At 72.7% G+C, this 23,058-nt stretch carries 19 protein-coding genes; 13 read left to right on the plus strand and 6 right to left on the minus strand.

What is annotated here, in order from left to right; genetic code table 11:
* Positions 1–61 precede the first annotated feature (61 nt).
* Positions 62–1,831, plus strand: coding sequence for an alpha/beta hydrolase (locus tag IG02_RS0125320; protein ID WP_030752528.1), 1,770 nt, complete (start codon positions 62–64; stop codon positions 1,829–1,831).
* Positions 1,832–1,943: 112 nt separating this feature from the next.
* On the opposite strand, the gene IG02_RS0125325 is transcribed toward IG02_RS0125320, so the two are convergent.
* Together IG02_RS0125325 and IG02_RS0125330 are read right to left on the minus strand one after the other, a co-directional pair.
* Positions 1,944–2,306 (minus strand): MazG-like family protein, encoded by a 363-nt coding sequence (locus IG02_RS0125325; RefSeq protein ID WP_051765704.1) that lies wholly within the window; start codon positions 2,304–2,306, stop codon positions 1,944–1,946.
* A gap of 262 nt (positions 2,307–2,568) precedes the next feature.
* Positions 2,569–2,985 (minus strand): hypothetical protein, encoded by a 417-nt coding sequence (locus IG02_RS0125330; protein WP_030752538.1) that lies wholly within the window; start codon positions 2,983–2,985, stop codon positions 2,569–2,571.
* Between the two features lie 168 nt (positions 2,986–3,153).
* Here IG02_RS0125330 and IG02_RS36960 point away from each other — a divergent pair, with 168 nt between their 5' ends.
* From IG02_RS36960 to IG02_RS0125350, 4 genes are read left to right on the plus strand one after another with little or no spacing between them, the layout of a single operon-like run.
* Positions 3,154–3,888 carry a hypothetical protein gene (locus IG02_RS36960; RefSeq protein ID WP_158712382.1) on the plus strand — a complete coding sequence of 245 codons (735 nt, stop codon included), beginning with the start codon at positions 3,154–3,156 and terminating at the stop codon, positions 3,886–3,888.
* A complete protein-coding gene (locus IG02_RS0125340; protein WP_078854794.1) occupies positions 3,885–5,210 on the plus strand; it encodes a UDP-N-acetylglucosamine 1-carboxyvinyltransferase in 1,326 nt (441 codons plus the stop codon). Before IG02_RS36960 ends, IG02_RS0125340 begins: the two co-directional genes overlap by 4 nt.
* Complete coding sequence (locus tag IG02_RS0125345) at positions 5,201–6,241, plus strand: serine hydrolase domain-containing protein (RefSeq protein WP_030752547.1); 1,041 nt, start codon at positions 5,201–5,203, stop codon at positions 6,239–6,241. Before IG02_RS0125340 ends, IG02_RS0125345 begins: the two co-directional genes overlap by 10 nt.
* 14 nt (positions 6,242–6,255) lie before the next feature.
* Positions 6,256–7,278: a UDP-N-acetylmuramate dehydrogenase gene (locus IG02_RS0125350; protein ID WP_051765706.1), complete on the plus strand. Its 1,023-nt coding sequence runs from the start codon at positions 6,256–6,258 to the stop codon at positions 7,276–7,278.
* Positions 7,279–7,867: 589 nt separating this feature from the next.
* On the opposite strand, the gene hemQ is transcribed toward IG02_RS0125350, so the two are convergent.
* Complete coding sequence (hemQ, locus tag IG02_RS0125355) at positions 7,868–8,584, minus strand: hydrogen peroxide-dependent heme synthase (RefSeq protein WP_030752554.1); 717 nt, start codon at positions 8,582–8,584, stop codon at positions 7,868–7,870.
* A 4-nt stretch (positions 8,585–8,588) separates the two neighbouring features.
* Positions 8,589–10,043, minus strand: coding sequence for a protoporphyrinogen oxidase (gene hemG / locus IG02_RS0125360; RefSeq protein ID WP_030752556.1), 1,455 nt, complete (start codon positions 10,041–10,043; stop codon positions 8,589–8,591).
* 240 nt (positions 10,044–10,283) lie between these two features.
* Here hemG and IG02_RS0125365 point away from each other — a divergent pair, with 240 nt between their 5' ends.
* Both IG02_RS0125365 and IG02_RS0125370 read left to right on the plus strand, forming a co-directional pair.
* The gene (locus tag IG02_RS0125365) at positions 10,284–11,228 is read left to right on the plus strand and encodes a DUF4349 domain-containing protein (protein ID WP_037804154.1); all 945 of its coding nucleotides are present in this window, start codon (positions 10,284–10,286) and stop codon (positions 11,226–11,228) included.
* A 120-nt stretch (positions 11,229–11,348) separates the two neighbouring features.
* Positions 11,349–12,791 carry an FAD-dependent oxidoreductase gene (locus IG02_RS0125370; RefSeq protein WP_030752561.1) on the plus strand — a complete coding sequence of 481 codons (1,443 nt, stop codon included), beginning with the start codon at positions 11,349–11,351 and terminating at the stop codon, positions 12,789–12,791.
* 19 nt (positions 12,792–12,810) lie between these two features.
* On the opposite strand, the gene hemE is transcribed toward IG02_RS0125370, so the two are convergent.
* Positions 12,811–13,875: a uroporphyrinogen decarboxylase gene (gene hemE, locus IG02_RS0125375; RefSeq protein ID WP_030752564.1), complete on the minus strand. Its 1,065-nt coding sequence runs from the start codon at positions 13,873–13,875 to the stop codon at positions 12,811–12,813.
* A gap of 91 nt (positions 13,876–13,966) precedes the next feature.
* On the opposite strand from hemE, the gene IG02_RS0125380 reads away from it, so the two are divergent.
* The 6 genes from IG02_RS0125380 (at position 13,967) to IG02_RS0125405 (ending at position 21,460) form a co-directional block, all read left to right on the plus strand.
* Positions 13,967–14,665 carry a DUF3000 domain-containing protein gene (locus tag IG02_RS0125380; protein WP_030752567.1) on the plus strand — a complete coding sequence of 233 codons (699 nt, stop codon included), beginning with the start codon at positions 13,967–13,969 and terminating at the stop codon, positions 14,663–14,665.
* A 346-nt stretch (positions 14,666–15,011) separates the two neighbouring features.
* Positions 15,012–15,671, plus strand: a complete 660-nt coding sequence (locus IG02_RS0125385; protein ID WP_030752569.1) for a response regulator transcription factor — start codon at positions 15,012–15,014, stop codon at positions 15,669–15,671.
* A 77-nt stretch (positions 15,672–15,748) separates the two neighbouring features.
* Positions 15,749–17,074, plus strand: coding sequence for an HRDC domain-containing protein (locus IG02_RS0125390; protein WP_030752571.1), 1,326 nt, complete (start codon positions 15,749–15,751; stop codon positions 17,072–17,074).
* Between the two features lie 175 nt (positions 17,075–17,249).
* Complete coding sequence (locus tag IG02_RS0125395; protein WP_030752577.1) at positions 17,250–17,894, plus strand: hypothetical protein; 645 nt, start codon at positions 17,250–17,252, stop codon at positions 17,892–17,894.
* A gap of 219 nt (positions 17,895–18,113) precedes the next feature.
* Positions 18,114–19,334 (plus strand): thiolase family protein, encoded by a 1,221-nt coding sequence (locus IG02_RS0125400; protein ID WP_030752580.1) that lies wholly within the window; start codon positions 18,114–18,116, stop codon positions 19,332–19,334.
* Positions 19,331–21,460, plus strand: coding sequence for a 3-hydroxyacyl-CoA dehydrogenase NAD-binding domain-containing protein (locus IG02_RS0125405; protein ID WP_030752582.1), 2,130 nt, complete (start codon positions 19,331–19,333; stop codon positions 21,458–21,460). Before IG02_RS0125400 ends, IG02_RS0125405 begins: the two co-directional genes overlap by 4 nt.
* A gap of 201 nt (positions 21,461–21,661) precedes the next feature.
* Here IG02_RS0125405 and IG02_RS0125410 read toward each other — a convergent pair whose 3' ends face one another.
* On the minus strand, positions 21,662–22,819 hold the full coding sequence (locus IG02_RS0125410) for a hypothetical protein (RefSeq protein ID WP_030752586.1): 1,158 nt from the start codon (positions 22,817–22,819) through the stop codon (positions 21,662–21,664).
* Positions 22,820–23,058: the final 239 nt, after the last annotated feature.

Genomic DNA, 23,058 nt, shown 5'->3' on the forward strand with positions numbered 1-23,058 from the left:
GCCGCTGTGCTGACCCTTCGGCCTGCGGTTGACCACCGACCGCCCGCACGAAGGGAACGCGATGCGAGCAGTAGCGAAACACGGGGCCCTGGCCGCCCTCGGCTCCCTGGTCCTCTCGGCCCTCGTCGTCGCCCCCGCGGACGGCGCGGCCCCCGCCGGGGCACCGCCCCCCGGCACCGGAACCACGGCGACGTCGACCGCGAGTGCCATGGCCGGCCCGGCCACCACGGTGACCACCGCGCAGGCCACCCCCCGGGCCACCGGGCGAACCACCGCCCCGCGGACCACGTCGGCGGCCTCCCGTGAGACGCGCGGCGTCGCCCTGGCCGCCCGGCGCGCCGCCGACGCGGGTGTTGCGTTCGGTCCCTGCCCCAAGGCCGAGTCGCTGCCCGCGCCCGTCACCTGTGGCACGGTCGAGGTCCCGCTGGACTACGCGGAGCCCGACGGAGCGCGGATCACCCTCACCGTCAGCCGCGCGACCGCGACCGGGAAAGCGGAGCACCGGCAAGGGGCCCTGGTCTTCAACCCCGGCGGTCCCGGCGCCTCCGGCGTGTCCTTCCCGCTGGCGGCCGGCCTGCCCGAGTGGAAACGGCTCGCCGAGGCGTACGACTTCGTGGGCTACGCCCCGCGCGGCGTCGGCCGCTCCGGATCGCTGTCCTGCCAGGAACCGGCCGACTTCGCCAAGGCCCCCACCCAGTCCCCGACCCACCCCTCCGAGTCGTACAAACGGCAGCGGATCGCCGAGGCGAAGGCGTACGCGCTGGGCTGTGCCAGGGCCGCCGGCGCCGCCCTCCCCCACTACAACTCGCTGAACAACGCGCGCGACCTCGACGTGCTGCGCGCCGCGCTCGGCGAGCCGAAGCTGACCTTCATGGGCGCCTCGTACGGTACGTACTTCGGTGCCCTGTACGCGACGCTCTTCCCGTCCCACGTGCGCCGGATGGTCTTCGACTCGGCGGTGAACCCGGATCCGAAGAAGGTCTGGTACCGCAACAACCTGGACCAGTCCCTCGCGTTCGAGCGGCGCTGGTCGGACTTCCTCACCTGGGTGGCCAAGCACGACGCCACATACCACCTGGGCAGCGACACCGAGGAGGTGAGGACCAGTTACGAGAGGGTGCGCGCGGGTCTCGCGCACGAGCCGGCGGACGGGAAGGTCGGGCCCGGCCAGCTCCAGGCGCTGATGCTCGGGGCCGCCTACTACGACGACTACTGGCCGAAGCGCGCGTCGGTGCTCGCCGCGTACCTGAAGGGCGATCCGAAGCCGCTGATCGCGGCGGCCGCGCCCAAGCCGTCCGCGGCCGCCGGGGCCGAGAACGGCAACGCCGTCTACACCGCCGTCGAGTGCAACGACGCGCCATGGCCGACGGACTTCGCGGTCTGGGACCGGGACAACAGCGAACTGGCGAGCCGCGCGCCGTTCGAGACCTGGGACAACGCCTGGATGAACCTGCCCTGCGCCTACTGGCCGGCTCCCCGGCAGCAGCCGCTCGACGTCCGCACCCGGCCGGGCGAGCTGCCTCCGACCCTGATCCTGGCGGCCGAACTCGACGCGGCCACCCCCTACGAAGGCGCGGTGGAGCTACGGCGGCGGCTCGCGGGTTCGGCGCTGGTGACGGAGCGGAACGCCGGCACGCACGGGGTCGCCGGCGGCGGCAACGCCTGCGTCACCGCGTATGTCGAGGACTACCTGCTGCGGGGAAGGACGCCGACACGAGGCGCGGAGTGCGCCCCGCACGCGCCCCCGGACCCGGTGTCGCAGGCACCGTCCAACAGACTGGCCGACCTCCGGGAAAGGCTCGCCCCTGCGTCTCCGGCGTCTCGTTCCTGAGCTGAGTGACTGAGCGCCTCCCAGAGCGGCGGACAAGCGGAAAGGCCCGGCCGATGGCCGGGCCTTTCCTTGCGCCGCATCAGCTTGCGGCGCATGGAACAACGAAGGATCTTCACTCGGACGAATGAACACCGTCACTCGTCCCGGTCTCTGGCAACTCCTCACCACGCGCTCGGACGATCAAGTGCTCCACCCGCTCGTCCAGCACCTTCGCCGCGTCCGTGGTGATCGTGGCCAAGGCGACCATGGCGGTCACGATGACGTCGCTCAGCTCTTTCTCCACGTCCTGCCAATCGTGGGAATTGCCCTTCCGAGGGTTGGCGCCGAGCACCCCGGTAATGGCCTCCGCCGCCTCCCCGAACTCCTCACCGATTTTGAGGACCCGCAGCAACCTCACATCGCCGGCCGCGGCCTGGCCCTCGCTGTCGAGCCAGTCCCGCAACTTGTGCACGCCGTCCCACGTCGCGCCGTCCATGCTCGTCTCCTCGATTGTTCTGCTGATCGGAAAAGGACCGGTACCGCACCGTGCACCGGAACCGGATCGGTCACTTCCAACGGTTCCGACGCGGTGAGCGCGAGCCGTCAGGGCGGAATGATCGCTCGTACCGACGGTGCGTTCCCCGGGCAGCCAAACGCTCCGCGATCACTCCCGGCAGCCCACGCAGCAAGACCACGAGGTCCGGCTGGACGACTGCTGCCCCGCCGCCACGCGACGAATGATCTCGCTCGAGGCTCACCTACGAGGTGAGGACGCCGGCGCGGGCGGCGAGGCCGCGGAGCTCGGGGGTGGTGCGTCCGGAGACGAGGAGGCCGTTCAGCATGGCCTTGACCGCAGGGCGGGCGTGGGTCTCCTCTGCCGCGCAGCGTTCGGCTTCCAGGAGAGCGCCGATGCATTCTTCCCGGCGGCCCCACTGGGCGTAGGCGGTGGCCTTGTCGGTGTAGTACCGGGCGCGTCGCTCGATGGTGGGCAGCCTCATGGGGTGGAGGGCGTCGGCTGCGGCGATGGCGGCCGACGGGTCGCCGGCCTTGTATTCCGCTGAGATCAGATGGAGCTGGACGGTGACGGGGCTGAATCCGCCTGCGGTGTCTCGCAGGTGGGTGATGCCGCCGAGTTCGTCGGCGATGGCGGCGGCCTCTTTGGTGAGCCGGCGCATGCGCACAGCGTATTGGTTCGACCGGTGCCCGTGGGCGTTTTGCACGACATGCAAACGGTTTGCAGCCCTACGACTACGGGCTGCCGTGAAGGGGGCTGGTGCGGTGCGCTTGGAGCGCGGCGGCCGGCATCCGCAGGCCGCTTCCTTCGGGCACCTGGGAGGTCTCTGGTGCAACTCTCCAATCCCACTCTTTCCACGGCCGGGACAGACGCCGTGGATGTCCGTCTCACTCCGAGCTACTACGTCCAGGCGGCGGGACTCGGGGGCTTCGTGGAGGGGCTGCTGGCAACGTGCCGGACGGTCTTCGACGTCAAGGGCGCCATCACGCTGGGTCTGGACTCTCCTGCCGCGACCGGGCTGCTGCCCTCGGAGCGCGGCGTCGTGGAGGCCGGCGCGGTCGTGGACGGTGAGGTCATCGTGGAGGCCGGCGCCCGCGTCCAGGCGGGCGCCTGGGTCGTCGGTCCGGTCCTGATCTGCTCCGGCGCGGTCATCTCCCGGGGCGCCGTGGTCCGTGATCACAGCGTGGTCGGCCCTGGCTGCCAGGTCGGATTCGGCGCGGAGATCGCTCGCAGCCTCCTCGCCGGGGGCTGCTTCATGAAGCACCCCTCGTTCATCGGGGACTCCATCGTCGGACGGGGTGTCAATGTCGGTGCTTTTTGCTCCACGACGGGGCTGCGCTGCACCGGGCCGGTCATCGAACCGGCGATGGACGAGATCACGGTCACGCTCGGCGGCCGACGCATCGGCACGGGAGAGACCAAGTTCGGTGCGGTCATCGGTGATGGTGTGGCGCTCCCGGCCGGTACGGTCCTCTCCCCCGGGACACTGATCGGGCCCGGCGCGGTGATCTATCCGCGCGACCACGTGGGCGGTGTCCTGCCTGCCGGTTCCCGGATCCGGTGAGCGCCGTGGCCTCGCCTTCTTCGGCGGTGACGGACGACGTGGTCGTACAGGTGACCGGCGGCCGCCCACTCTCGGGACGGATCACGGTGCAGGGCAGCAAGAACGTGGCGCTGCATCTGTACGCCGCGGCGCTTCTGGTGGATGCCCCGGTGACGCTGCTCGGCGCGCCGGCGATCCTCGATACGGACGTGTGTGCGCGGATCCTCACCCACACGGGGGCCCAGGCCACCGTCACGGGTGGTCAGTTCACCGTGGCCCCGGCTAACCGGGTGCAGCCAGTGATCCATTCCCAGCTAGGCCGCCGAGTGCGTACCACGTGCGTCCTGGCCGCCGCGGTGCTCGCTCGGTGTGGGCGGGTCGCATTCCCCTGGCCTGGTGGGGATGCCGTCTGTGCCCGGCTGATTGACCGGCATCTGGCGGCGATGGAGGCCGCTGGCGCGGTGGTCAGCAACAATGAGACCGGAATGTTCGCCCAGTGCGGGCCGGGCGGCGTGAGGCCGTTCGCGGTCGATGTCGGCACCCCGTACGGGCCGAGCCTCGGAGCGACCGTGACGGCTCTGCTGCTGGCCGCTCGGGCTCCCGGCACGAGCCTGATCATCAGCCCTTCCATCGAGCCGGAGGTCACCGAGACAGCAGCATTCCTTGCCGACCGCGGCGTGCACGTCCACTGGGACGCCGCAGGGCTGCATGTGACCGGATCGGCGCATATCGCGGGCGGCACGTTCGTGGTGGCCGGGGACCGGATCGAGGCGGCAACCATGATCATGGCAGCGGCGGCGACCGGCGGGAGCATCCGCCTCGGCGGTATCACCACGGCCGACCTCCCGGACGGGCTGACGGCCGCGCTCGCCGACGCCGGTGCCTATCTGGCCGACACGCCGGGGGGTGAGGTGCACATGCCGCCTGCGGGGCCGCTCCGAGCGGTGGAGGCCGCGACCGGACCGCACCCTGGACTGCCCACGGACACAGCGCCGCAGTTGGCGGCGATGCTCACCCAGGCACACGGCACCTCGCAGATCACGGAGCGCATCTACCCTCAGCGGGACACCCATCTCCACGGGCTGACGGCCTTCGGTGCGGCGATCTCCTCCAAAGGCCCGGCCGTCCTGGTACACGGAGCGTCGCGGCTGCGGGCGGCGCAGGTGGAGGCGTCGGACATCCGAGCAGTCACAGCTCTGCTACTCGCCGGACTTGTGGCGGAAGGCACCTCTACGATCCGCGGCATGTACCACCTCCGGCGCGGCTACGGCCATCTGCTGTCGAATCTGGCCACGCTGGGAGCCGACATCACCACCATCCCGGAGGCCCGACCATGCCCGTGACCCCGTTCGCCGCTGACGACTTGGCACGTCTGAGCGACACGCTTACCGACGTCGTGTCCGACGGCGGCACTCCGGGCGGCGTCATCGTATGCGGCACCCGCGATGGGCAGCGTGACGTGCTGGCCATGGGCACCGTGGCCCCGGAACTGGGCGCTGACGCGCCGGACAAGAGCACGGTGTACGACGTCGCCTCGTTGACCAAGGTGGTGGCAACGTGGCCGCTGGTCGGACGTGCGTTGGACGTCGGACTGCTCGATCTCGACCAGCCCGTCCGCGGCTACCTGCCGCCCATGAGTGGAGAGGCGCCGAGTGGCGAGGCGACCGTACGTCAACTCATCGCGCATACGTCAGGACTTCGGGCCTCGACTCGGCTTGACCTCTACCGGGGAAAGGGAACTCCGCTCCACGAACTGCTGTGTCGAGAGCCGCTGGAAGAAGCCCCGGGCGGGCACCGATACATCAATCGCGGATACATCCTGCTCGGCCTGGCGCTCGCCCACGTGCACGGCCGGCCGTTGGATGCGCTCGCTGCCGAGATGTGGCAGGACCTCGGAATGACCGCCACGGTGTACGGGCCAGTTGGCCGCGGCCGGAACGTGGCTCCGACCGAGCAACGCATCCCCGGCGCCCCGCGTATCTGGGGCGCCCCTCACGACGACAACGCCGGGCTGCTGGGCGGGATCGCCGGGCACGCCGGCGTCTTCTCCACCGCCCGGGACCTGGCCCGCTTCGGGGAGGCCCTGCTCACCGCCTACCGAGCCGGTGACCGGGACCCGCTGGGGATGTGGCTGCGCGCGAGCCTCGTGCCGCAGGCCACCATCGAACGCGGGCTCGACCGCGGCCTGTCCTGGATTCTCGCCGCGGGCGGGCAGGTGGCGTATCACCACGGGTTCACCGGCACCAGCCTGTACCTGGCGCCGGCAGTCGGCCGGTACCTGGCGATCTGCACGAACGCGGTCTACCACGGGCCCGCCCGGTCGCGTATCGCACCGCTGCGAGCCCTGGCACTCAAAACCGTCTCAGCCGTCTGAGAAGGAGAGTCCTCGTGGGTGAGTTACTGGCCGACCACACGACCCTCCGCCTCGGCGGCCCTGCCGACTCGTGGCTCACCCACACCAGCCGGGGCGCGTGGCACGAGGTCGTCCGAGCCGTGGAGGGACGGCGGCCGTTCGTCCTCGGCGGCGGGAGCAACATCCTCGCCGCTGACCACGGTTACCCGGGCCCGGTGATCCGGATGGCAACCCGCGGCATCGGGGCCCGCGCCGTCGACGATGACCGGGTGGAGGTAACGGTCCAGGCCGGCGAACCGCTGGCCCGTCTGGTGGCGTACGCGGTCGCTGAGGGCCTGTCGGGGGTCGAATACCTCGGCGGTATCCCCGGCACCACCGGGGCCGCACCCGTGCAGAACGCCGGCGCGTACGGGCAGCAGATCGCCGACCGGCTCACGGCCGTGGCCGCATGGGACTGGCAGCACGGCCGCACGGTGCGCCTGAATGCCGCTGGCTGCCAGTTCCGATATCGCTCGTCGGTGTTCAAAACGCAGCCGGGCCGGTGGACGATCCTGACCGTCACCCTTCAGCTGGTCCGCAGCGCTCGCGCGGCGCCGGTGGTGTACGGGCACCTGGCCCAGGCGCTCGACGTACCGATCGGTGCGCGGCCGCCGCTCGCGGAGGCCGCCGCCGGTGTCGTCGCCGACCGGCAGGCGCGCGGCCTCACCCTCCCCATACACGGGCCGGACATGCGGCAGGCCGGGAGCGTGTTCCTGAACCCGCGCGTGACCGACCGGCTGGCGCAGGAGGTGCGGGCGGCCGGCGGACCGGTATACCGCGACGCGGAGGGCGTGCCGCGCGCGAGCGCGGGCTGGCTTCTGGAGCAGTGCGGCCACGGTCCGGGACGGCGCCTCGCTCCCGGGGTGTACTGCTCAACTCAACGCACACTGACAGTGACGGTCCGGGACGGGGCAACGGCTGCAGGGTTCGCTGCGGGGCTGCGGATAATGGCCTCCGCTGTGGCGAAGTCGACCGGTATCGAGCTACGTCCTGAGCCGGTGCAGCCAGCTCTGGTCTGAACTTCGTGAGCGGGCGCCTCCGCGCTGGAGTTCGCTGAGGACTGTCAGGTTGTCCCTCGGCAGCCACGTACTGCTCGCGCTCGGACGTTGGTGCGGCCCTCCAGCCGGCGTCCCCTGGCACCACCGGGGCCGCGCCCGTGCTCAAGGCCGGCCCATGCGGGCGGCAGATCGCGATGTGCCCCGTGGGAGCACCGACCCGGGTTCCATCGGCCGCCTCGCGTGCGGAACGCGCCGGAGCGGGGAAGAACCTGGTTCTCCCCGCAGGCCAGCACGTTTCCACAGGTCAGCGGCCGATGGAAACCCGGAGCCGAACCCGGTGTCGCTGGACGAGCCGACGAGCAGCCGGAAACTGCCGCCGGTCGTCTGATCTTCCGGGCGGGGCGGCCGGGCGCTCACCACGAGCCGTCCCGGTCACCAAACCCACATCTCTCCTAGGCTCGCACAGACTTGGCCGAGCCCGCGCCTCGCCTCCCCGGAGGGCGTCCTCCCGAACCTCCCGGGCGTCGGGACCCGGGACCCGGACCTCCCGGGCGCCCGGGGGCCCGGCCTGCCGGGGCACCCTGGTCCCGGCTACCCGGTCCGGACCGGCTCAGGCCAGGCCCGCCACCAGCTCCGCAACGGACTTGCGGCGGCCGGTGTAGAACGGGACTTCCTCCCGGACGTGCATCCGGGCCTCGGAACCGCGCAGATGGCGCATCAGATCGACGATGCGGTGCAGCTCGTCGGCCTCGAAGGCCAGCACCCACTCGTAATCGCCGAGCGAGAACGACGCGACCGTGTTGGCGCGCACGTCCGGGTAGCCGCGGGCCATCTTCCCGTGGTCCGCGAGCATCTTGCGGCGCTCCTCGTCGGGCAGCAGGTACCACTCGTACGACCGCACGAAGGGATAGACGCTCACGTACGCGCGGGGCGTCTCGTCGGCCAGGAAGGCCGGGATGTGCGACTTGTTGAACTCGGCGGGCCGGTGCAGGGCCATGTTCGACCAGACGGGCTCGAGCGCCCGCCCGAACAGGGTGCGGCGGAAGAGGTTGTACGCGTTTTGGAGCCGGTCCGCGGTCTCCGCGTGCCACCAGATCATGACGTCGGCGTCGGCGCGCAGCCCCGACACGTCGTACGTGCCGCGCACGGTGATGTCCTCCGCGGCGAGCTGTTCGAACAGCTTCTCGACCTCGTCCGCGTAACCGGTGCGGTCCTCGGGCAGCACGTCGCGCAGCTTGAAGACGGACCAGAGGGTGTAGCGGATGACCTCGTTCAGGTCCTTGGCCTTCTTGCCCGCGTTGGGGGTCTTCTCCGGTGCAGCAGTCATACGGCTATTCTCCCGCGCCCCGGCCCGCGCCTCGCGCCGGGGTGGACGTGGCGATGATCTCGTCGGCGGCGCGCCGGGCGCTCGCGACGCAGGCCGGGATGCCGACCCCGTCGTACGCCGCGCCGCACACCCGCAGGGCGGGCAGTTTGGCGACCGCCTCGCGGATCCGGGCGACCCTGGCCTGGTGGCCGACCGGGTACTGCGGCAGACCGCCGACCCAGCGGGTGACCTCGGTGGCGACGGGCCGGGCGGCCAGCCCGACCGCCTCGCCGAGGTCGCGCAGCGAGACGTCGACCAGATCGGCGTCGTCGCGGTGCGTCTGCTCCTCCTCGCCGTACCGCCCGATCGAGGTACGCAGGACGAACAGGTCGGGCGCGCCGTCCGCGACCCAGCCCCACTTGCGGGTGGAGAACGTCGACGCCTTGATCGTGCGGCCGTCGACCGGCGGCACGAGGAAACCGCTGAGGTCGGGCAGTCCGGCGAGGTCGGCGCGGCGGAAGGCCAGGGTCACCAGCGCCATGGAGGCGTACTCGACCTCGGCCAGTCCGGCGGCCGCGGCCGGGGACTCGTCGGCGAGCAGCGCGGAGGCCGACCAGGCGGGCGTGGCCAGGACGACACCGTCGGCGGCCAGGGTCTGCCGGTCGGTGCGCACCCGCCAGCCGTGCTCGGTACGGGACAGGCCGAGTACGGGCGTCTCGGTGCGGATCTCGCCGCCCGCCGCCCGTACGGCGTCCGCGACGGCGCCCGGCAGCAGGCCCACACCGCCCTCGATGCCCGCGAAGACGGCGTCCGCGGGGCCCGTCGGCCGAGGAGCCGCGGCGGTCCTCCCCTGGACCGCGCGGACGGCGTCCAGCAGGGAGCCATGGGTCCTGACCGCCTCGAACAGCTGGGGCACGGCGGATTTCATGGAGATGCGGTACGCGTCGCCCGCGTACACCCCGCCGAGCAGCGGCTCCACCAGCCGGTCGACGACCTCGCGGCCGAGCCGCTCGGCGACGTACGCGCCGACCGCGACATCGTCGCCGACCTCGCCGGGCGGCAGCTCCGCCTCCCGCGCGATCCGGGCGGTCCCCTCGTCGGAGAGGAGGCCCGCGAGGGCGGCGGCGTCGCCGGGAACGCCCATGACATGGCCCTTGGGCATCGGCCGCAGCGCCCCGCGCGTCCAGACGGCCGCGGTGCCCGCGGTGGGCGGCCGCAGCCGCTCGCCGAGTCCGACGGCGGTGGCCAGGTCGACGGCCTCGGGCCGGCGCGCGAGCATCGACTCGGCGCCCAGGTCGACGGGCGCGCCCGCGATCTCCCCGGCGCGGAGCTTGCCGCCGAGCCGGTCGGTGGCCTCCAGGAGTGTGACGCCGACCCCGGCGTCCAGCAGCCGGTGAGCTGCGGCGAGGCCGGCGATCCCGCCGCCGATGACGACGACATGGCCCGGGTTCGTGTCCACGTTCTGAGCGCTCGACTCCATGTGCCCACTGTCTCAGACGGGCCCTCCCCCGGCGCCGCCGGGCGCCTCGCCCGTAGCCGCCGTACCGAACCGTCGTACCGACCCGCCGCCGCGCCGAACCGCCGCCGTACCGCACCGTCGTACCGACCCCCCCGTACCGAGTCCCGGCCGTGACCACTTCGGTACCGGGAACAGGAAACCCGCTCGGCCGTCCCTCACGTCGAACCGTCACCATTCGTGGAAAGTACCCAGGGGGGTCTTATGCGTGCGATGCCCGCGTTCGCGGCGGCACTGCTCACCGTCTCAGTCACTCTCACCGGATGCGGCTTCGGCGGCGAGGACGAGAAGGCGCTCCAAAGCTCCGCGGCCGACGCGGCGGACGGGTCGCAGGCGTCCGGTGCGGCGGGCGAGTCCGGCCGGTCGGGTGCCGCGGGCCCCTCCGCCGGGTCCGGCGCCAAGGGGCAGCAGGCGAAGGCACCGCTGCCCGGCAGCCACGTCATCCGCACGGCACGCCTGACCGTGGGCGTCGAGGACACCGCCAAGGCGCTCGTCACGGCGCGCTCGGCGGCCGAGCGGTCCGGCGGTCTGGTCGAGAACGAGTCCACCGAACGGACCGACGACGGCCATGTGATGTCGACTGTCGTGCTGCGCGTGCCGCAACGGGAGTACGACTCCGTCCTGGCCGAACTGGCGGGCACCGGCACGCTGATCGCGCGCGGCAGCGAGGCCAAGGACGTCACCGACCAGGTGGTCGACGTGAACAGCAGGGTCGCGTCGCAGCGGGCGAGCGTCGCCCGGGTACGGGAGTTGATGGACCGGGCCGACAGGCTCTCGGACGTGGTGGAGCTGGAGGGCGAGCTGAGCACCCGCCAGGCGGCGCTCGAATCGCTGCTCGCCCAGCAGGCGGCCCTCAAGGACCGTACGACGCTGGCCACCATCACGCTCGAACTGACGGAGACTCCCGCGGCGGAGAACGGGAAGGAGGACGATCCGGGGTTCCTCGACGCGCTGGCCGGCGGCTGGGACGCGTTCACTGCCACGCTGCGGTGGATCGCGGTGGGCGTCGGCGCGGTGACGCCGTTCGCGGTGGCGTTCGCGGCGCTGTACGCGCTGTGGCGGCTGGTGCGCGGCCGGCTGCCCCGGCCGCCCGCGCGGAGGCGGCCGGCGGCCGTCCCGGCGGCCGAGGGGACCCCGGGACAGGAGTGAGCGCGGGAGCCCGCGTAGCGTGCCCCCGCGGACAGCGATACGGATGACACCGACACGACGGACGGCATCGGGACGGATGGCGTCCGCGTGTAGGCGGGGACACGGACCGGAGGACACACGATGGCGGCTGAGCGCTTGGTGATCATCGGCGGCGACGCGGCGGGCATGTCCGCCGCGTCGCAGGCCCGCCGGATGAAGGGCCCGGAGGAGCTGGAGATCGTCGCCTTCGAACGCGGGCACTTCTCCTCCTTCTCCGCCTGCGGCATCCCGTACTGGGTGAGCGGCGACGTCCCGGGGCGCGACGCCCTGATCGCCCGCACCCCGGAGGAACACCGGGCGCGCTCGATCGACCTGCGGATGCGCACGGAGGTCACGGAGATCGACGTCGAGGGGCAGCGGGTGCGCACCCGTGAACTCCCGGACGGCTCGGGCCGCGACGCCCGCTCCGGCCCGGAACGCGACTCCAAGGCCGGCTCCGGCTCCGGGAGTACCGAGCGCTGGACGAGCTTCGACAAGCTGGTCGTGGCGACCGGCGCCCGGCCCGTACGGCCCCCGCTGCCCGGCATCGACGCCCCCGGCGTGCACGGTGTCCAGACCCTCGACGACGGCCAGGCGCTGCTCGACACCCTGACCGGCAGCGGCGGCGGGCGCGCCGTGGTCGTCGGCGCGGGTTATATCGGTGTGGAGATGGCCGAGGCGCTGCTGAAGCGCGGCTACGAGGTGACTGTCGTGCACCGCGACGAGGAGCCCATGGCCACCCTCGACCCGGACATGGGCCGGCTCGTGCGGGAGGCGATGACCGGGATGGGCATCACGGTCGTCGGCGGCGCGGCGGTCTCCGCGATCCGCACGGGCGGGGACGGCCGCGCACGCGCCGTGGCCACCGACGACGCCGAGTACCCGGCGGACGTGGTCGTCCTCGGTATCGGCGTGGAGCCGGAGACCGGCCCGGCCCGCGCCGCGGGGCTGCCCGTCGGGGCGCACGGCGGACTGCTCACCGACCGGTCGATGCGCGTGCGCGGGTACGAGAACATCTGGGCCGGCGGCGACTGCGTGGAGGTGCTGGACCTGATCTCCGGCGCCGAGCGCCACATCGCGCTGGGCACGCACGCGAACAAGCACGGCCAGATCATCGGCGCGAACGTGGCGGGCGGCTACGCCACCTTCCCCGGGGTCGTCGGCACGGCCGTCAGCAAGGTCTGCGAGCTGGAGATCGCGCGGACGGGGCTGCGCGAGAAGGACGCTCACCGGGCGGGCCTGCAGTTCGTCACCGCGACGATCGAGTCCACCAACAGCGCCGGTTACTACCCGGGCGCGGCCCCGATGACGGTGAAGATGCTCGCGGAGCGCCGCACGGGCCGGCTGCTGGGCGCGCAGATCGTCGGCCGCGAGGGCGCGGCCAAGCGCGTGGACGTCGCGGCGGTCGCGCTGACCGCGGGGATGTCGGTGGAGGCCATGACGATGCTCGACCTCGGCTACGCCCCGCCGTTCTCCCCGGTGTGGGACCCGGTCCTGGTCGCGGCGCGCAGGGCGACGGCGGTGGTGCGGAAGGCGGGCGCGTAGCGCGGGGCGGCGACGGGCCCTACCGGGCCGTCCGCGTGTGCACGTACTCCACGAGCCGGGTCAGGGCGTCGGGGTCCATGGTCGGCAGCACGCCGTGGCCCAGGTTGAAGACGTGGCCCTCCAGCCCGGCCGCCGCGTCCAGCACCTCGCGGGTCTTGGCCTCCACGGCCTCGGTCGGGGCGAACAGGACGGCCGGGTCGAGGTTGCCCTGGAGCGCCTTGCCGGGGCCGACCCGGCGGGCGGCCTCGTCCAGGGGAACGCGCCAGTCGACGCCCACGACGTCCGCGCCCGCCTCGCCCATCAGGCCGAGCAACTCGCCCGTGCCGACACCGAAGTGGATGCGCGGCACCCCGTACGGCGCGACGGCGTCGAAGACCTTGGCGGAGGCGGGCAGGACGGAGCGGCGGTAGTCGGCGGGGGCCAGCGCGCCGACCCAGGAGTCGAAAAGCTGCACGGCGCTCGCGCCCGCCTCGATCTGCACGGTGAGGAAGGCGGCGGTGATGTCCGCGAGCCGGTCGAGCAGTTCGGCCCACAGCTCCGGATCGCCGTACATCATCGCCTTCGTGTGCTCGTGGTTGCGGGACGGGCCGCCCTCCACGAGGTAGCTCGCCAGGGTGAAGGGCGCCCCGGCGAACCCGATGAGCGGGGTGCTGCCCAGTTCGGCGGTGAGCAGCCCGATCGCCTCGGTGACGTACGAGACGTCGTCCGGCGTCAGCGCGCGCAGCCGGGCGAGGTCGGCGCGCGAGCGGATGGGCTCGGCGACGACGGGGCCGATGCCCGGCTTGATGTCGAGGTCGAGGCCGATGGCCTTGAGGGGGACGACGATGTCGCTGAAGTAGATCGCGGCGTCGACCTTGTGCCGCCGCACCGGCTGGAGCGTGATCTCCGTGACCAACTCCGGCCGCATGCAGGACTCCAGCATCGGAATCCCCTCGCGCGCCTTCAGGTACTCCGGCAGCGAACGCCCCGCCTGCCGCATGAACCAGACCGGCGTGTGCGGCACCGGTTCTCGGCGGCATGCCTTCATAAAGGGCGATTCATGCGTTTTCGTCTGCTGGCCCGAGGGGCGGTCGATCGCGCTCACGTCCAGAATCTTCGCACGACCGCGGAAGCGCCCGGCCCGGCCCGGGTGTCCCTCCCCGCACGAGAGGCGGGTTCCGCCTACTCTTCCCCGCATGGCTGCGGCGCAGGGAAAGTTCTCCGATCACTCCGATCATTCCGACGGCACCGAGGAACGAGGCGGCACGGAGGGCGACCCCACCCCGTCCGCGTTCCGCGCGGCTGTCGAGGCGTTGCGGTCGGCGCGGCCCCGGCCCGGCGTGGAGCTGGAGCCGACGCCGCCGCCGAAGCGGCTGGCGCCGTACGCGTACGCCCTGGAGGCGGCGGCCGTGGTGGACGGCGAGGACCTGGCGGACGGCCGGCTGATCCTGCTGCACGACCCGGCCGGACACGAGGCGTGGCAGGGGACGTTCCGGCTGGTGACCCTCGTCCGGGCGGAACTGGAACCGGAGATGGCCGCCGATCCGCTGCTGCCGGAGGTGTGCTGGTCGTGGCTGACGGGCGCGCTCGACGCGCGGGAACTGACGCACGGAGCGGACAGTGGAACGGTCACGCGCGCCGGGTCGCACTACTTCGGCGGGCTCGCCGAGCGCCCCCCGGTGACCCAGATCGAGATCCGGGCGTCCTGGACCCCGTGCGAGGACCGGTCCGGGGCCCCGGACACGGCCGCGCACCTGGCGGCGTGGTGCGACCTGCTCTGCCAGGTGGCGGGCATGCCGCCGACGACCCCCGGCCCCTTGACGGGCGCCGGGGACACGGGACCGGCAGCAGGTGTCGTGTCCCTGCCGCAACGCCGCGGCCCCCAGGCGCGCTGATGCGGTACGGGCGGACGCGATACGCACGCCGTACGCATGCCCGCGGATCCCCAGGAAGCGAACACGGACAAAGCCGGGCGAATAGCCAGCACCCACACCACTCGCCGCCCGAGGGCGACATGAACGCCGGACGGGCGTGGGGCGGACTCGGAATCCGGCCGCGACCGCCCACCGGACGATCGATCACCCATCCGAATTGCCCGAATTGTTACTCACCAAATCGTGATCATTCTCTAAAGGCGGGCGGGATTGCTGCCGAAGAGGTCAATGACCCTTCAACGCACGGACCGCCCCGGCTTCATCCCCTGAGCCGGCCCCGTCCCGCACCTTCCCCCCAGGAGGCCTGGTGTCCGTACTCCTCGAGCAGCCCGCAAGCCTGGTCGCCTACCGCCCGAACAAGCCGACGGCCATGGTCGTCGTGGCCGACCCACGCGTCCGCTCCACCGTCACCCGCCATCTGTGGGCCCTCGGAGTACGTGACGTCATCGAGGCGTCGTCCATCGCGGAGGCCCGCCCCCGCGTCGGCAACCCGCGCGACATCTGCGTAGCCGACGTCCACCTGCCCGACGGTTCCGGGCTGACCCTGCTGTCCGAGACCCGCGCGGCGGGCTGGCCCAACGGCCTGGCCCTGTCCGCCGCCGACGACATCGGCGCCGTACGCAACGCCCTCGCGGGCGGAGTCAAGGGCTATGTCGTCACCGGCACGCGTACGAACATCGGCCACCCGACCCGGCCGGGCGCCGCCGCCATCGGCGCCGGGCCCCGGCTGCACCGCCGCCCCCCGGGCGCCCCGAGCCACCCGGGCGGCTACCGCGAGCTGTCGGGCCGCGAGGTCGAGGTGCTCAGACTGGTCGCCGAGGGGCAGTCCAACAAGGCCATCGGCGTCTCGATGGGACTGTCCGCGCTGACCGTGAAGAGCCACCTCGCCCGGATCGCGCGCAAGCTCGGCACGGGCGACCGGGCCGGAATGGTCGCCGTGGCCCTGCGCACCGGCATCATTCACTGACCGCTTCCGACCCGCCACCGCCCGCCGACGGAACGTTCCGTCGGCGGGCGCCTTCCGTTCACCGATACCCTTGACAGGTGACCGACGCCACCGACGCCCAAGAGACCGCAGCAGAGCCGGCACTGCGCACCACCGGGGGCCCGCGGCGGCAGCCGCTCATGTCGCAGCCCCCGGACGACGTCGAATCGGCGCCGATTCCCTTGTTGGAGCCCCGGGAGGGCGTGCCGCCGGTGATCGCCACCGAGGCGGCGCTCGCCGATGTGATCGCCGCGTTCGCCGCCGGCACCGGGCCCGTGGCCGTCGACGCCGAGCGCGCGTCCGGCTACCGGTACGGGCAGCGCGCCTACCTCGTCCAGTTGCGTCGCGAGGGCGCGGGCACGGCTCTGATCGACCCGGTCGGCTGCCCGGACCTGTCCGGCCTCGGCGCGGTCCTCGCGGACGCGGAGTGGATCCTGCACGCGGCGACGCAGGACCTTCCGTGCCTGCGGGAAATAGGCATGACGCCCACCCGGCTGTTCGACACGGAGCTGGCGGGCCGGCTGGCGGGCTTCCCCCGGGTCGGCCTCGGCGCCATGGTCGAGAACGTCCTCGGGTACGCGCTGGAGAAGGGCCACTCCGCCGTGGACTGGTCGACCCGGCCGCTTCCCGAGCCCTGGCTGCGCTACGCCGCGCTCGACGTGGAACTGCTGGTGGATCTGCGCGACGCGCTGGAGAAGGAACTGGACCGGCAGGGCAAGCTGGAGTGGGCCCGGCAGGAGTTCGACGCGATCGCCTCGGCCCCGCCGGCGCCGCCGCGCAAGGACCCGTGGCGGCGCACCTCGGGAATGCACAAGGTCCGGCGGCGCCGCCAGATGGCGGTCGTACGGGAGCTGTGGACGGCCCGCGACCAGGTCGCGCAGCGGCGTGACGTCTCGCCGGGCAAGGTGCTGAGCGACGCGGCCATCGTGGAGGCGGCGCTCGCGGTGCCCACCCACGTACAGGCCCTGATGGCGCTGCCCGGCTTCGGCCACCGCATGGGCCGCCGTCAGCTGGAGCAGTGGCAGGCGGCGGTCGACCGGGCGCGCGGCCTCACGGACTCGGACCTCCCCCAGCCGGGCCAGCAGACCCCGGGCCCGCCCCCGCCCCGATCCTGGGCGGACAAGGATCCGGCGGCGGCGGCACGCCTCTCCGCGGCGCGCGCGGCCGTCACGGAACTGGCCGAGCGGCTCGGCATGCCCCAGGAGAACCTGATCACGCCGGACACGGTCCGCCGGGTGTGCTGGGAACCGCCGCGGGACGTGACGCCGGAAGCGGTGGCGTACGCCCTGACGTCGCACGGCGCCCGGCCGTGGCAGGTGGAACAGGTGACCCCCCTGCTGACGGCGGCGCTCACGTCTTCGGCTCCGGGCGGCGGGGAAGCGTAGCGGCGGGCGCGGTTCCGGCGGACCGGACCGGGGGTGGGCGGGAGCGTGCTCCGGGAACCGGCGGGTCGGTGGCGCAGGCGGCCGGACCCCCGGCTTCGGGTCGGGCTACGGTGACTCGCGCCGCGTCCCGCCGGAGGAGACGCACGTACCGGCACGCCAGGAGACGAGATCGCACATGCCCATACGCGCATTCCCGCCGCACGCGCTCGACGAGGAGGGGACCCCGCTCTGGATCAATGACCTGGCCGCCGACGATCCGAACCACAGTCTGCATGTCGTACGCGGCCTGGAACCGGCGCGAGCGCTGGAGACGCTGGGCGCCGTACCCCACCTGTTCAGGCCCTGCGAACTGCCCGCCGGCAAGCCCGACGAGTGGACCTCGCTCCCCGCCGCGGCACTCGGCACGCAGCCGGGAGACTCCGGCGCGCTGCTGGCCGGGCGGGTCGGCGCGTGGACCTTCGTCTATGACGACTCCGGTTCCACCACGGAGGAGAGCACGCCGTCGCTGTCCGCCGAGGGCCGGACGGCGGCCACGACCACGTTCTCCATCAACGCGGACGCGAGCCTCGCCTACGCCGTCGACGGGGAGCAACTCGCGTGGATCAACGTCGACGACCTCGATCTCGCGACGGACCTCCCGAACATGCCCGCCGAACTGCGTGCCGCGTTCGTGGCGGCCGGCACGGCCGACCTCGACTACCTCGAGCCCGGCGCGCCGGACTACTCCATCGGCTTCCGCGTGATCTGCGCGCTGGCGGGACTGACGTGCACGCTCGACGACCTGCGCCGCGTCCCCCTGCTGGTCACTCCGTTCGGCTGACACCCATGTCCGGGGCCCGGTTCGCCTCCGGGCGACACCCGCCGGGGGCGCCTGATATGTGCGGGGAGGGCACCTCCGTCGGCAAGTGAGCCGAAGGGGCGCGCCGCTGTCGAAAGGGAGGCTGTGCTCGATATGCGGCTCCGCCGCGTGGGCGGAGGTTTGTGAGGCAGTGTCGATGTGCGGCAGCAGTGCCACCCCGCACCCTGGAGGAGAGCCATCGTGCCTCGTAACGTCAGGGACGTCGTCTTCGTCGACGGCGTCCGCACCCCGTTCGGCAAGGCGGGCCCCAAGGGCATCTACCACGAGACCCGCGCCGACGACCTCGTTGTGAAGGCCATCCGGGAGCTGCTGCGCCGCAACCCGGACCTCGACCCCGCCCGGGTCGACGAGGTCGCCGTCGCCGCGACGACGCAGATCGGTGACCAGGGGCTCACCCTCGGCCGTACGGCCGGGATCCTCGCCGGGCTGCCCCAGTCCGTGCCCGGGTACTCGATCGACCGGATGTGCGCGGGCGCGCTGACCGCCGTGACCACCACGGCGGGCTCCATCGCCTTCGGGGCGTACGACGTCGTCGTGGCCGGCGGCGTGGAGCACATGGGGCGTCACCCCATGGGCGAGGGCGTCGACCCGAACCCGCGGTTCGTCTCCGAGAAGCTCGTGGACGACTCCGCGCTCTTCATGGGCATGACCGCGGAGAACCTGCACGACCGCTTCCCGCACCTGACGAGGCTGCGCGCCGACGAGTACGCGGTCCGCTCGCAGGAGAAGGCCGCCAAGGCGTACGCCAACGGCCTGATCCAGCAGGACCTGGTGCCGATCTCCGTCCGCCGGACCAGCCCCGAGGGCGGGGAGACCGGCTGGGGGCTGGCCACCGCCGACGAGCCGATGCGTCCCGGCACCACGCTGGAGTCGCTGGCGGGGCTGAAGACGCCGTTCCGCCCGCACGGCCGGGTCACCGCCGGAAACGCCGCCGGGCTCAACGACGGCGCCACCGCCTCGCTCATCGCCGCCGAGGACTTCGCGCGCGAGCAGGGCCTGCCGGTGAAGATGCGGCTCGTCTCGTATGCCTTCGCGGGCGTCGAGCCCGAGGTCATGGGGTACGGCCCGATCCCGGCGACGGAGAAGGCGCTCGCCAAGGCCGGGCTGTCGATCTCCGACATCGGGCTGTTCGAGATCAACGAGGCGTTCGCCGTGCAGGTGCTGGCGTTCCTCGACCACTACGGCATCGCGGACGACGACGAGCGCGTCAACCAGTACGGCGGCGCCATCGCCTTCGGCCACCCGCTGGCCTCCTCCGGCGTCCGGCTGATGACGCAGCTGGCCCGGCAGTTCGAGGCCCAGCCACAGGTCCGCTACGGCCTGACGACGATGTGCGTCGGCTTCGGCATGGGCGCGACGGTCATCTGGGAGAACCCGCACTTCGACGGAGGAAACAAGTGAGCGCGACCGCTGAACTGCTGAAGGGCGCAGCCGAGCTCTTCCCCGGCGAGGTCGTGACGCAGGCGCACGTCCGCCATCTCGACCTGCCGGCCGGCGCGGGCCGCTTCGCGCTCATCACGCTGGACAACGGCCTGGACCACACCAAGCCGACGACCTTCGGCCCGCAGTCGCTGGCGAACCTGAGCGCGGCTCTGGACCAGGTCGAGAAGGAGGCGTCGGACGGCTCGATCGTCGGCGTCGGCGTCACGGGCAAGCCGTTCATCTTCGCCGTCGGCGCCGATCTCAAGGGCGTGGAGCTGCTGAAGCGCCACGAGGACGCGCTGGCCATCGGTCGGGGCGGCCACGAGGTCTTCAAGCGGCTCGGCGCGCTGGCGGTGCCGACGTTCGCGTACTACAACGGCGCGGCCATGGGCGGCGGCGTCGAGATCGGTCTGCACTGTCAGTACCGGACGGTGTCGGCGGCGCTGCCCGCCTTCTCCCTGCCCGAGGTCTTCCTCGGCCTGGTACCGGGCTGGGGCGGCTGTGTGCTGCTGCCGAACCTGATCGGCGCGGAGCGCGCGGTCTCGGTGATCATCGAGAACTCGCTGAACCAGAACAAGCAGCTCAAGGGCGCCCAGGTGCATGAGCTGGGCATCGCGGACGCGATCTTCGAGGGCGCGGACTTCCTGGAGCAGTCGCTGGCCTGGACCGCGGCCGTACTCAAGGGCGAACTGGCGGTCGTACGGCCCGAGATCGACCGGGGCGAGAGCTGGGACGCGGCGGTGGCCCGCGGCCGGGCCGTGGCCGACGCGAAGGTGCACGGCGCGGCCCCGGCCGCTTACCGCGCGCTCGACATCATCGCCGCCGCCAAGGACGGGGACCTCCAGGCGGGCTTCGACGCCGAGGACCGGGCGCTCGCGGACCTGATCATGGGCGGCGAACTGCGGTCCGGGATCTACGCCTTCAACCTGGTGCAGAAGCGCGCCAAGCGGCCGGCCGGCGCGCCGGACAAGTCACTGGCCCGGCCGGTCACCAAGGTCGGGGTCGTCGGCGCGGGCCTGATGGCCTCGCAGTTGGCGCTGCTGTTCCTGCGCCGCCTGGAGGTGCCGGTCGTCCTGACGGACATCGACCAGGAGCGCGTCGACAAGGGCGTCTCGTACGTCCATGGCGAGGTCGACAAGCTGCTGCTCAAGGGCCGGATCAACCAGGACAGGGCGAACCGGCTCAAGGGTCTGGTCTCGGGCGTGCTGGACAAGGCCGAGGGCTTCGCCGACGCGGACTTCGTCATCGAGGCCGTGTTCGAGGAGATGAGCGTCAAGCAGAAGGTGTTCGCGGAGGTGGAGGCGGTCGCCCCGGCGCACGCGATCCTCGCGACCAACACCTCCTCCCTGTCGGTCACGGAGATGGCCTCGAAGCTGAAGAACCCGGAGCGGGTCGTCGGCTTCCACTTCTTCAACCCGGTCGCGATCCTGCCGCTGCTGGAAATCGTGCGGGGCGAGCGGACCGACGACGCGGCGCTGGCCACGGCGTTCGGGGTGGCGAAGAAGCTGAAGAAGACGGCGGTGCTCGTCAAGGACGCGCCCGCGTTCGTCGTCAACCGCATCCTCACCCGCTTCATGGGTGAGATCCAGAACGTGATCGACGAGGGCACGCCGGTCGCGGTGGCCGAGAGGGCCGTCGAGCCGCTCGGGCTGCCGATGTCGCCGCTGGTGCTGCTGGAACTGGTCGGCCCGGCGATCGGCCTGCACGTCTCTCAGACCCTGCACGACGCCTTCCCGGACCGTTTCACGGTCTCCGAGAACCTCGCGGCGGTCGTCAAGGCCGGCAAGCGCGGGTTCTACGTGTACGACTCCGGGCGGCCCGAGCTGGACCCGGAGGTGGCCGCGCTCCTGAAGCAGGGCGATGTGGTGCTCACCGAGGAGCAGACGCGGGAGCGCGTGCTGGACGCGGTGGCGCGGGAGATCTCTCTGATGCTGGCCGAGGGTGTCGTCGCGGAGGCGCAGGACGTCGACCTCTGTCTGATCACGGGCGCCGGCTGGCCCTTCCACCTGGGCGGCATCACGCCGTACCTGGACCGCGAGGGCATCGCGGAGCGGGTGAACGGCAAGCCGTTCCTGGCGCCGGGAGTGGCGAGCGTGCCGGCCTAGCGCGGACCCGCCGCGGGCTCGCGCCGACGGCTGTGGCGGCCGGGCCGGTACGGAAGCGGAAGCCTCCGTACCGGCCCGGCCGTTCGAGCGCGCGGGCCCCGGTCCGTACGGGTCCGGCCCGTACGGCCGCCGCACCGGCCGCGTCCGTACGGTCAACGGCCCGTCCGTCCGTACAGTCGCCGCGCGGGTGCAACCCGTACGTCAGACCGTCCGCCAGGCCGCCAGTGCCAGGCCCGGTTCCTCCTTCTGCCGCGCCACCCGCAGTCCGCCGTCCTCGTCGAATGCCGCCAGGACCACCCGGCCCGCGCCGTCCAGCGCCAGGGCCGGGGCGCCGGTGCACGGGGTGCCGCTCGGGGTCCAGTGGAGGCCCGCCGCCTCGTCCTCCGTCGGGTACGCGGCGATGTACGGGCGGCCGTCCGGGCCCCGGTGGGCCAGGATCGTGCAGTCGTGGCCGTCGACCGGGGTGCGCAGCAGGGCGACGGGGCCGGAGCCGGGGCCGCCGAGGCCGGTCGGCGGGGTACCCGGGCGCCAGGCGCGGACCTTGCCGTCGGCCTCGGCGCGCCAGAACCGGGTGAGCCGGCCGGGCCCGGTGCGTTCGGCGGTGAGCGTGCCGGGGGCGATGTCCACCGCCCCGGGCTCCTCGTCCGCGCGTTCCAGCCGCGCGTCCGGCTTCTCGCGCAGCCAGCGCACCACGGCCCCGTCGGCCGGGACGAGCAGGTCGACCACTCCCCCGTCGGTGGTCGCGGCGGCCGCCTCGCCGGTCAGGGTCTCCTCCGGGGTCGCACCGCCCCAGGGCTGCCAGCGGCCGGTCGTGGACTGGTTCTTCGCCGAGAGGCCGCCGTTCGCGTTGCGCACGAAGAGATGGACGGAGCCGGTGCGGTCCAGCACGGCGGACGGCATCCCGATCCGCTCGCCCTTGTCCCTGTCCTTGCCGTGCGGGTTGCCGAGCGAGGCCCAGTCCCGCAGCGGGCGGCCGGTCTGGAACTGGACGGCGTGCACCAGGTCCGTCTCGGCGGGCCCGTCCGCGCGAGGCCGTTTCCGTACGCCCACGAGGTGGACGTACCCCTCCGTGCTGCGCGCCACGGACAGGTACGGCAGCAGCCCGGGCGCCGCCAGCGTTTCCGGCCCGGTCCAGTCGGGGCCGCCGGGCCGTCGCTCGGTCCAGCGGAGCACTCCGTCGGCGACGGGGGCATAGGCGGTGAGCCGGCCGTCCTTGCCCCGCAGCAGCCAGCCGGTGGTCGCGGGGAGGGGGCCGTTCGCGGGCGGTGCGGCGCTGCTGGCACGCGCCTTCCGGACCGTGTCCGGCGCGTCGCCCGCACTGTCCGACCGCTTCGACGTCCCTTGGGACCTCGGTGCCATGGCCCACCGCCGCCTTCCCGAGCGCAGGAAAACCCGGAGCACGATAGTACGCGTCGGCGCGCGGACCAGGTCCGGGCGCCTCCCGCGGGCCCGGGCACCTCCCGCAAGCCCCGGGCCCGCGGCGGCCCTAGGGCGTGTTGCGAAAGTAGCGCCGTCCGCCCGCAGGGCGGGGCTCGCGGCGTCTGGTGCGTGCGATCGCAAGGCGGAGGATCGGCGTCGTCGATGGACCGGACGTACTT

The organism is Streptomyces sp. NRRL F-5135, from assembly GCF_000719775.1.
Taxonomy (GTDB): Bacteria; Actinomycetota; Actinomycetes; order Streptomycetales; family Streptomycetaceae; genus Streptomyces; species Streptomyces hebeiensis.

Coding starts and splice junctions, on each gene's coding strand:
- IG02_RS0125320 (WP_030752528.1), top strand. CDS start 62: ATGCGAGCAGTAGCGAAACACGGGGCCCTGGCCGCCCTCGGCTCCCTG.
- IG02_RS0125325 (WP_051765704.1), bottom strand. CDS start 2,306: ATGGACGGCGCGACGTGGGACGGCGTGCACAAGTTGCGGGACTGGCTC.
- IG02_RS0125365 (WP_037804154.1), top strand. CDS start 10,284: ATGCGTGCGATGCCCGCGTTCGCGGCGGCACTGCTCACCGTCTCAGTC.
- IG02_RS0125370 (WP_030752561.1), top strand. CDS start 11,349: ATGGCGGCTGAGCGCTTGGTGATCATCGGCGGCGACGCGGCGGGCATG.
- IG02_RS0125410 (WP_030752586.1), bottom strand. CDS start 22,819: ATGGCACCGAGGTCCCAAGGGACGTCGAAGCGGTCGGACAGTGCGGGC.
- IG02_RS0125380 (WP_030752567.1), top strand. CDS start 13,967: ATGGCTGCGGCGCAGGGAAAGTTCTCCGATCACTCCGATCATTCCGAC.
- hemQ (WP_030752554.1), bottom strand. CDS start 8,584: ATGACTGCTGCACCGGAGAAGACCCCCAACGCGGGCAAGAAGGCCAAG.
- IG02_RS0125345 (WP_030752547.1), top strand. CDS start 5,201: ATGCCCGTGACCCCGTTCGCCGCTGACGACTTGGCACGTCTGAGCGAC.
- hemG (WP_030752556.1), bottom strand. CDS start 10,043: ATGGAGTCGAGCGCTCAGAACGTGGACACGAACCCGGGCCATGTCGTC.
- IG02_RS0125395 (WP_030752577.1), top strand. CDS start 17,250: ATGCCCATACGCGCATTCCCGCCGCACGCGCTCGACGAGGAGGGGACC.
- IG02_RS0125330 (WP_030752538.1), bottom strand. CDS start 2,985: ATGCGCCGGCTCACCAAAGAGGCCGCCGCCATCGCCGACGAACTCGGC.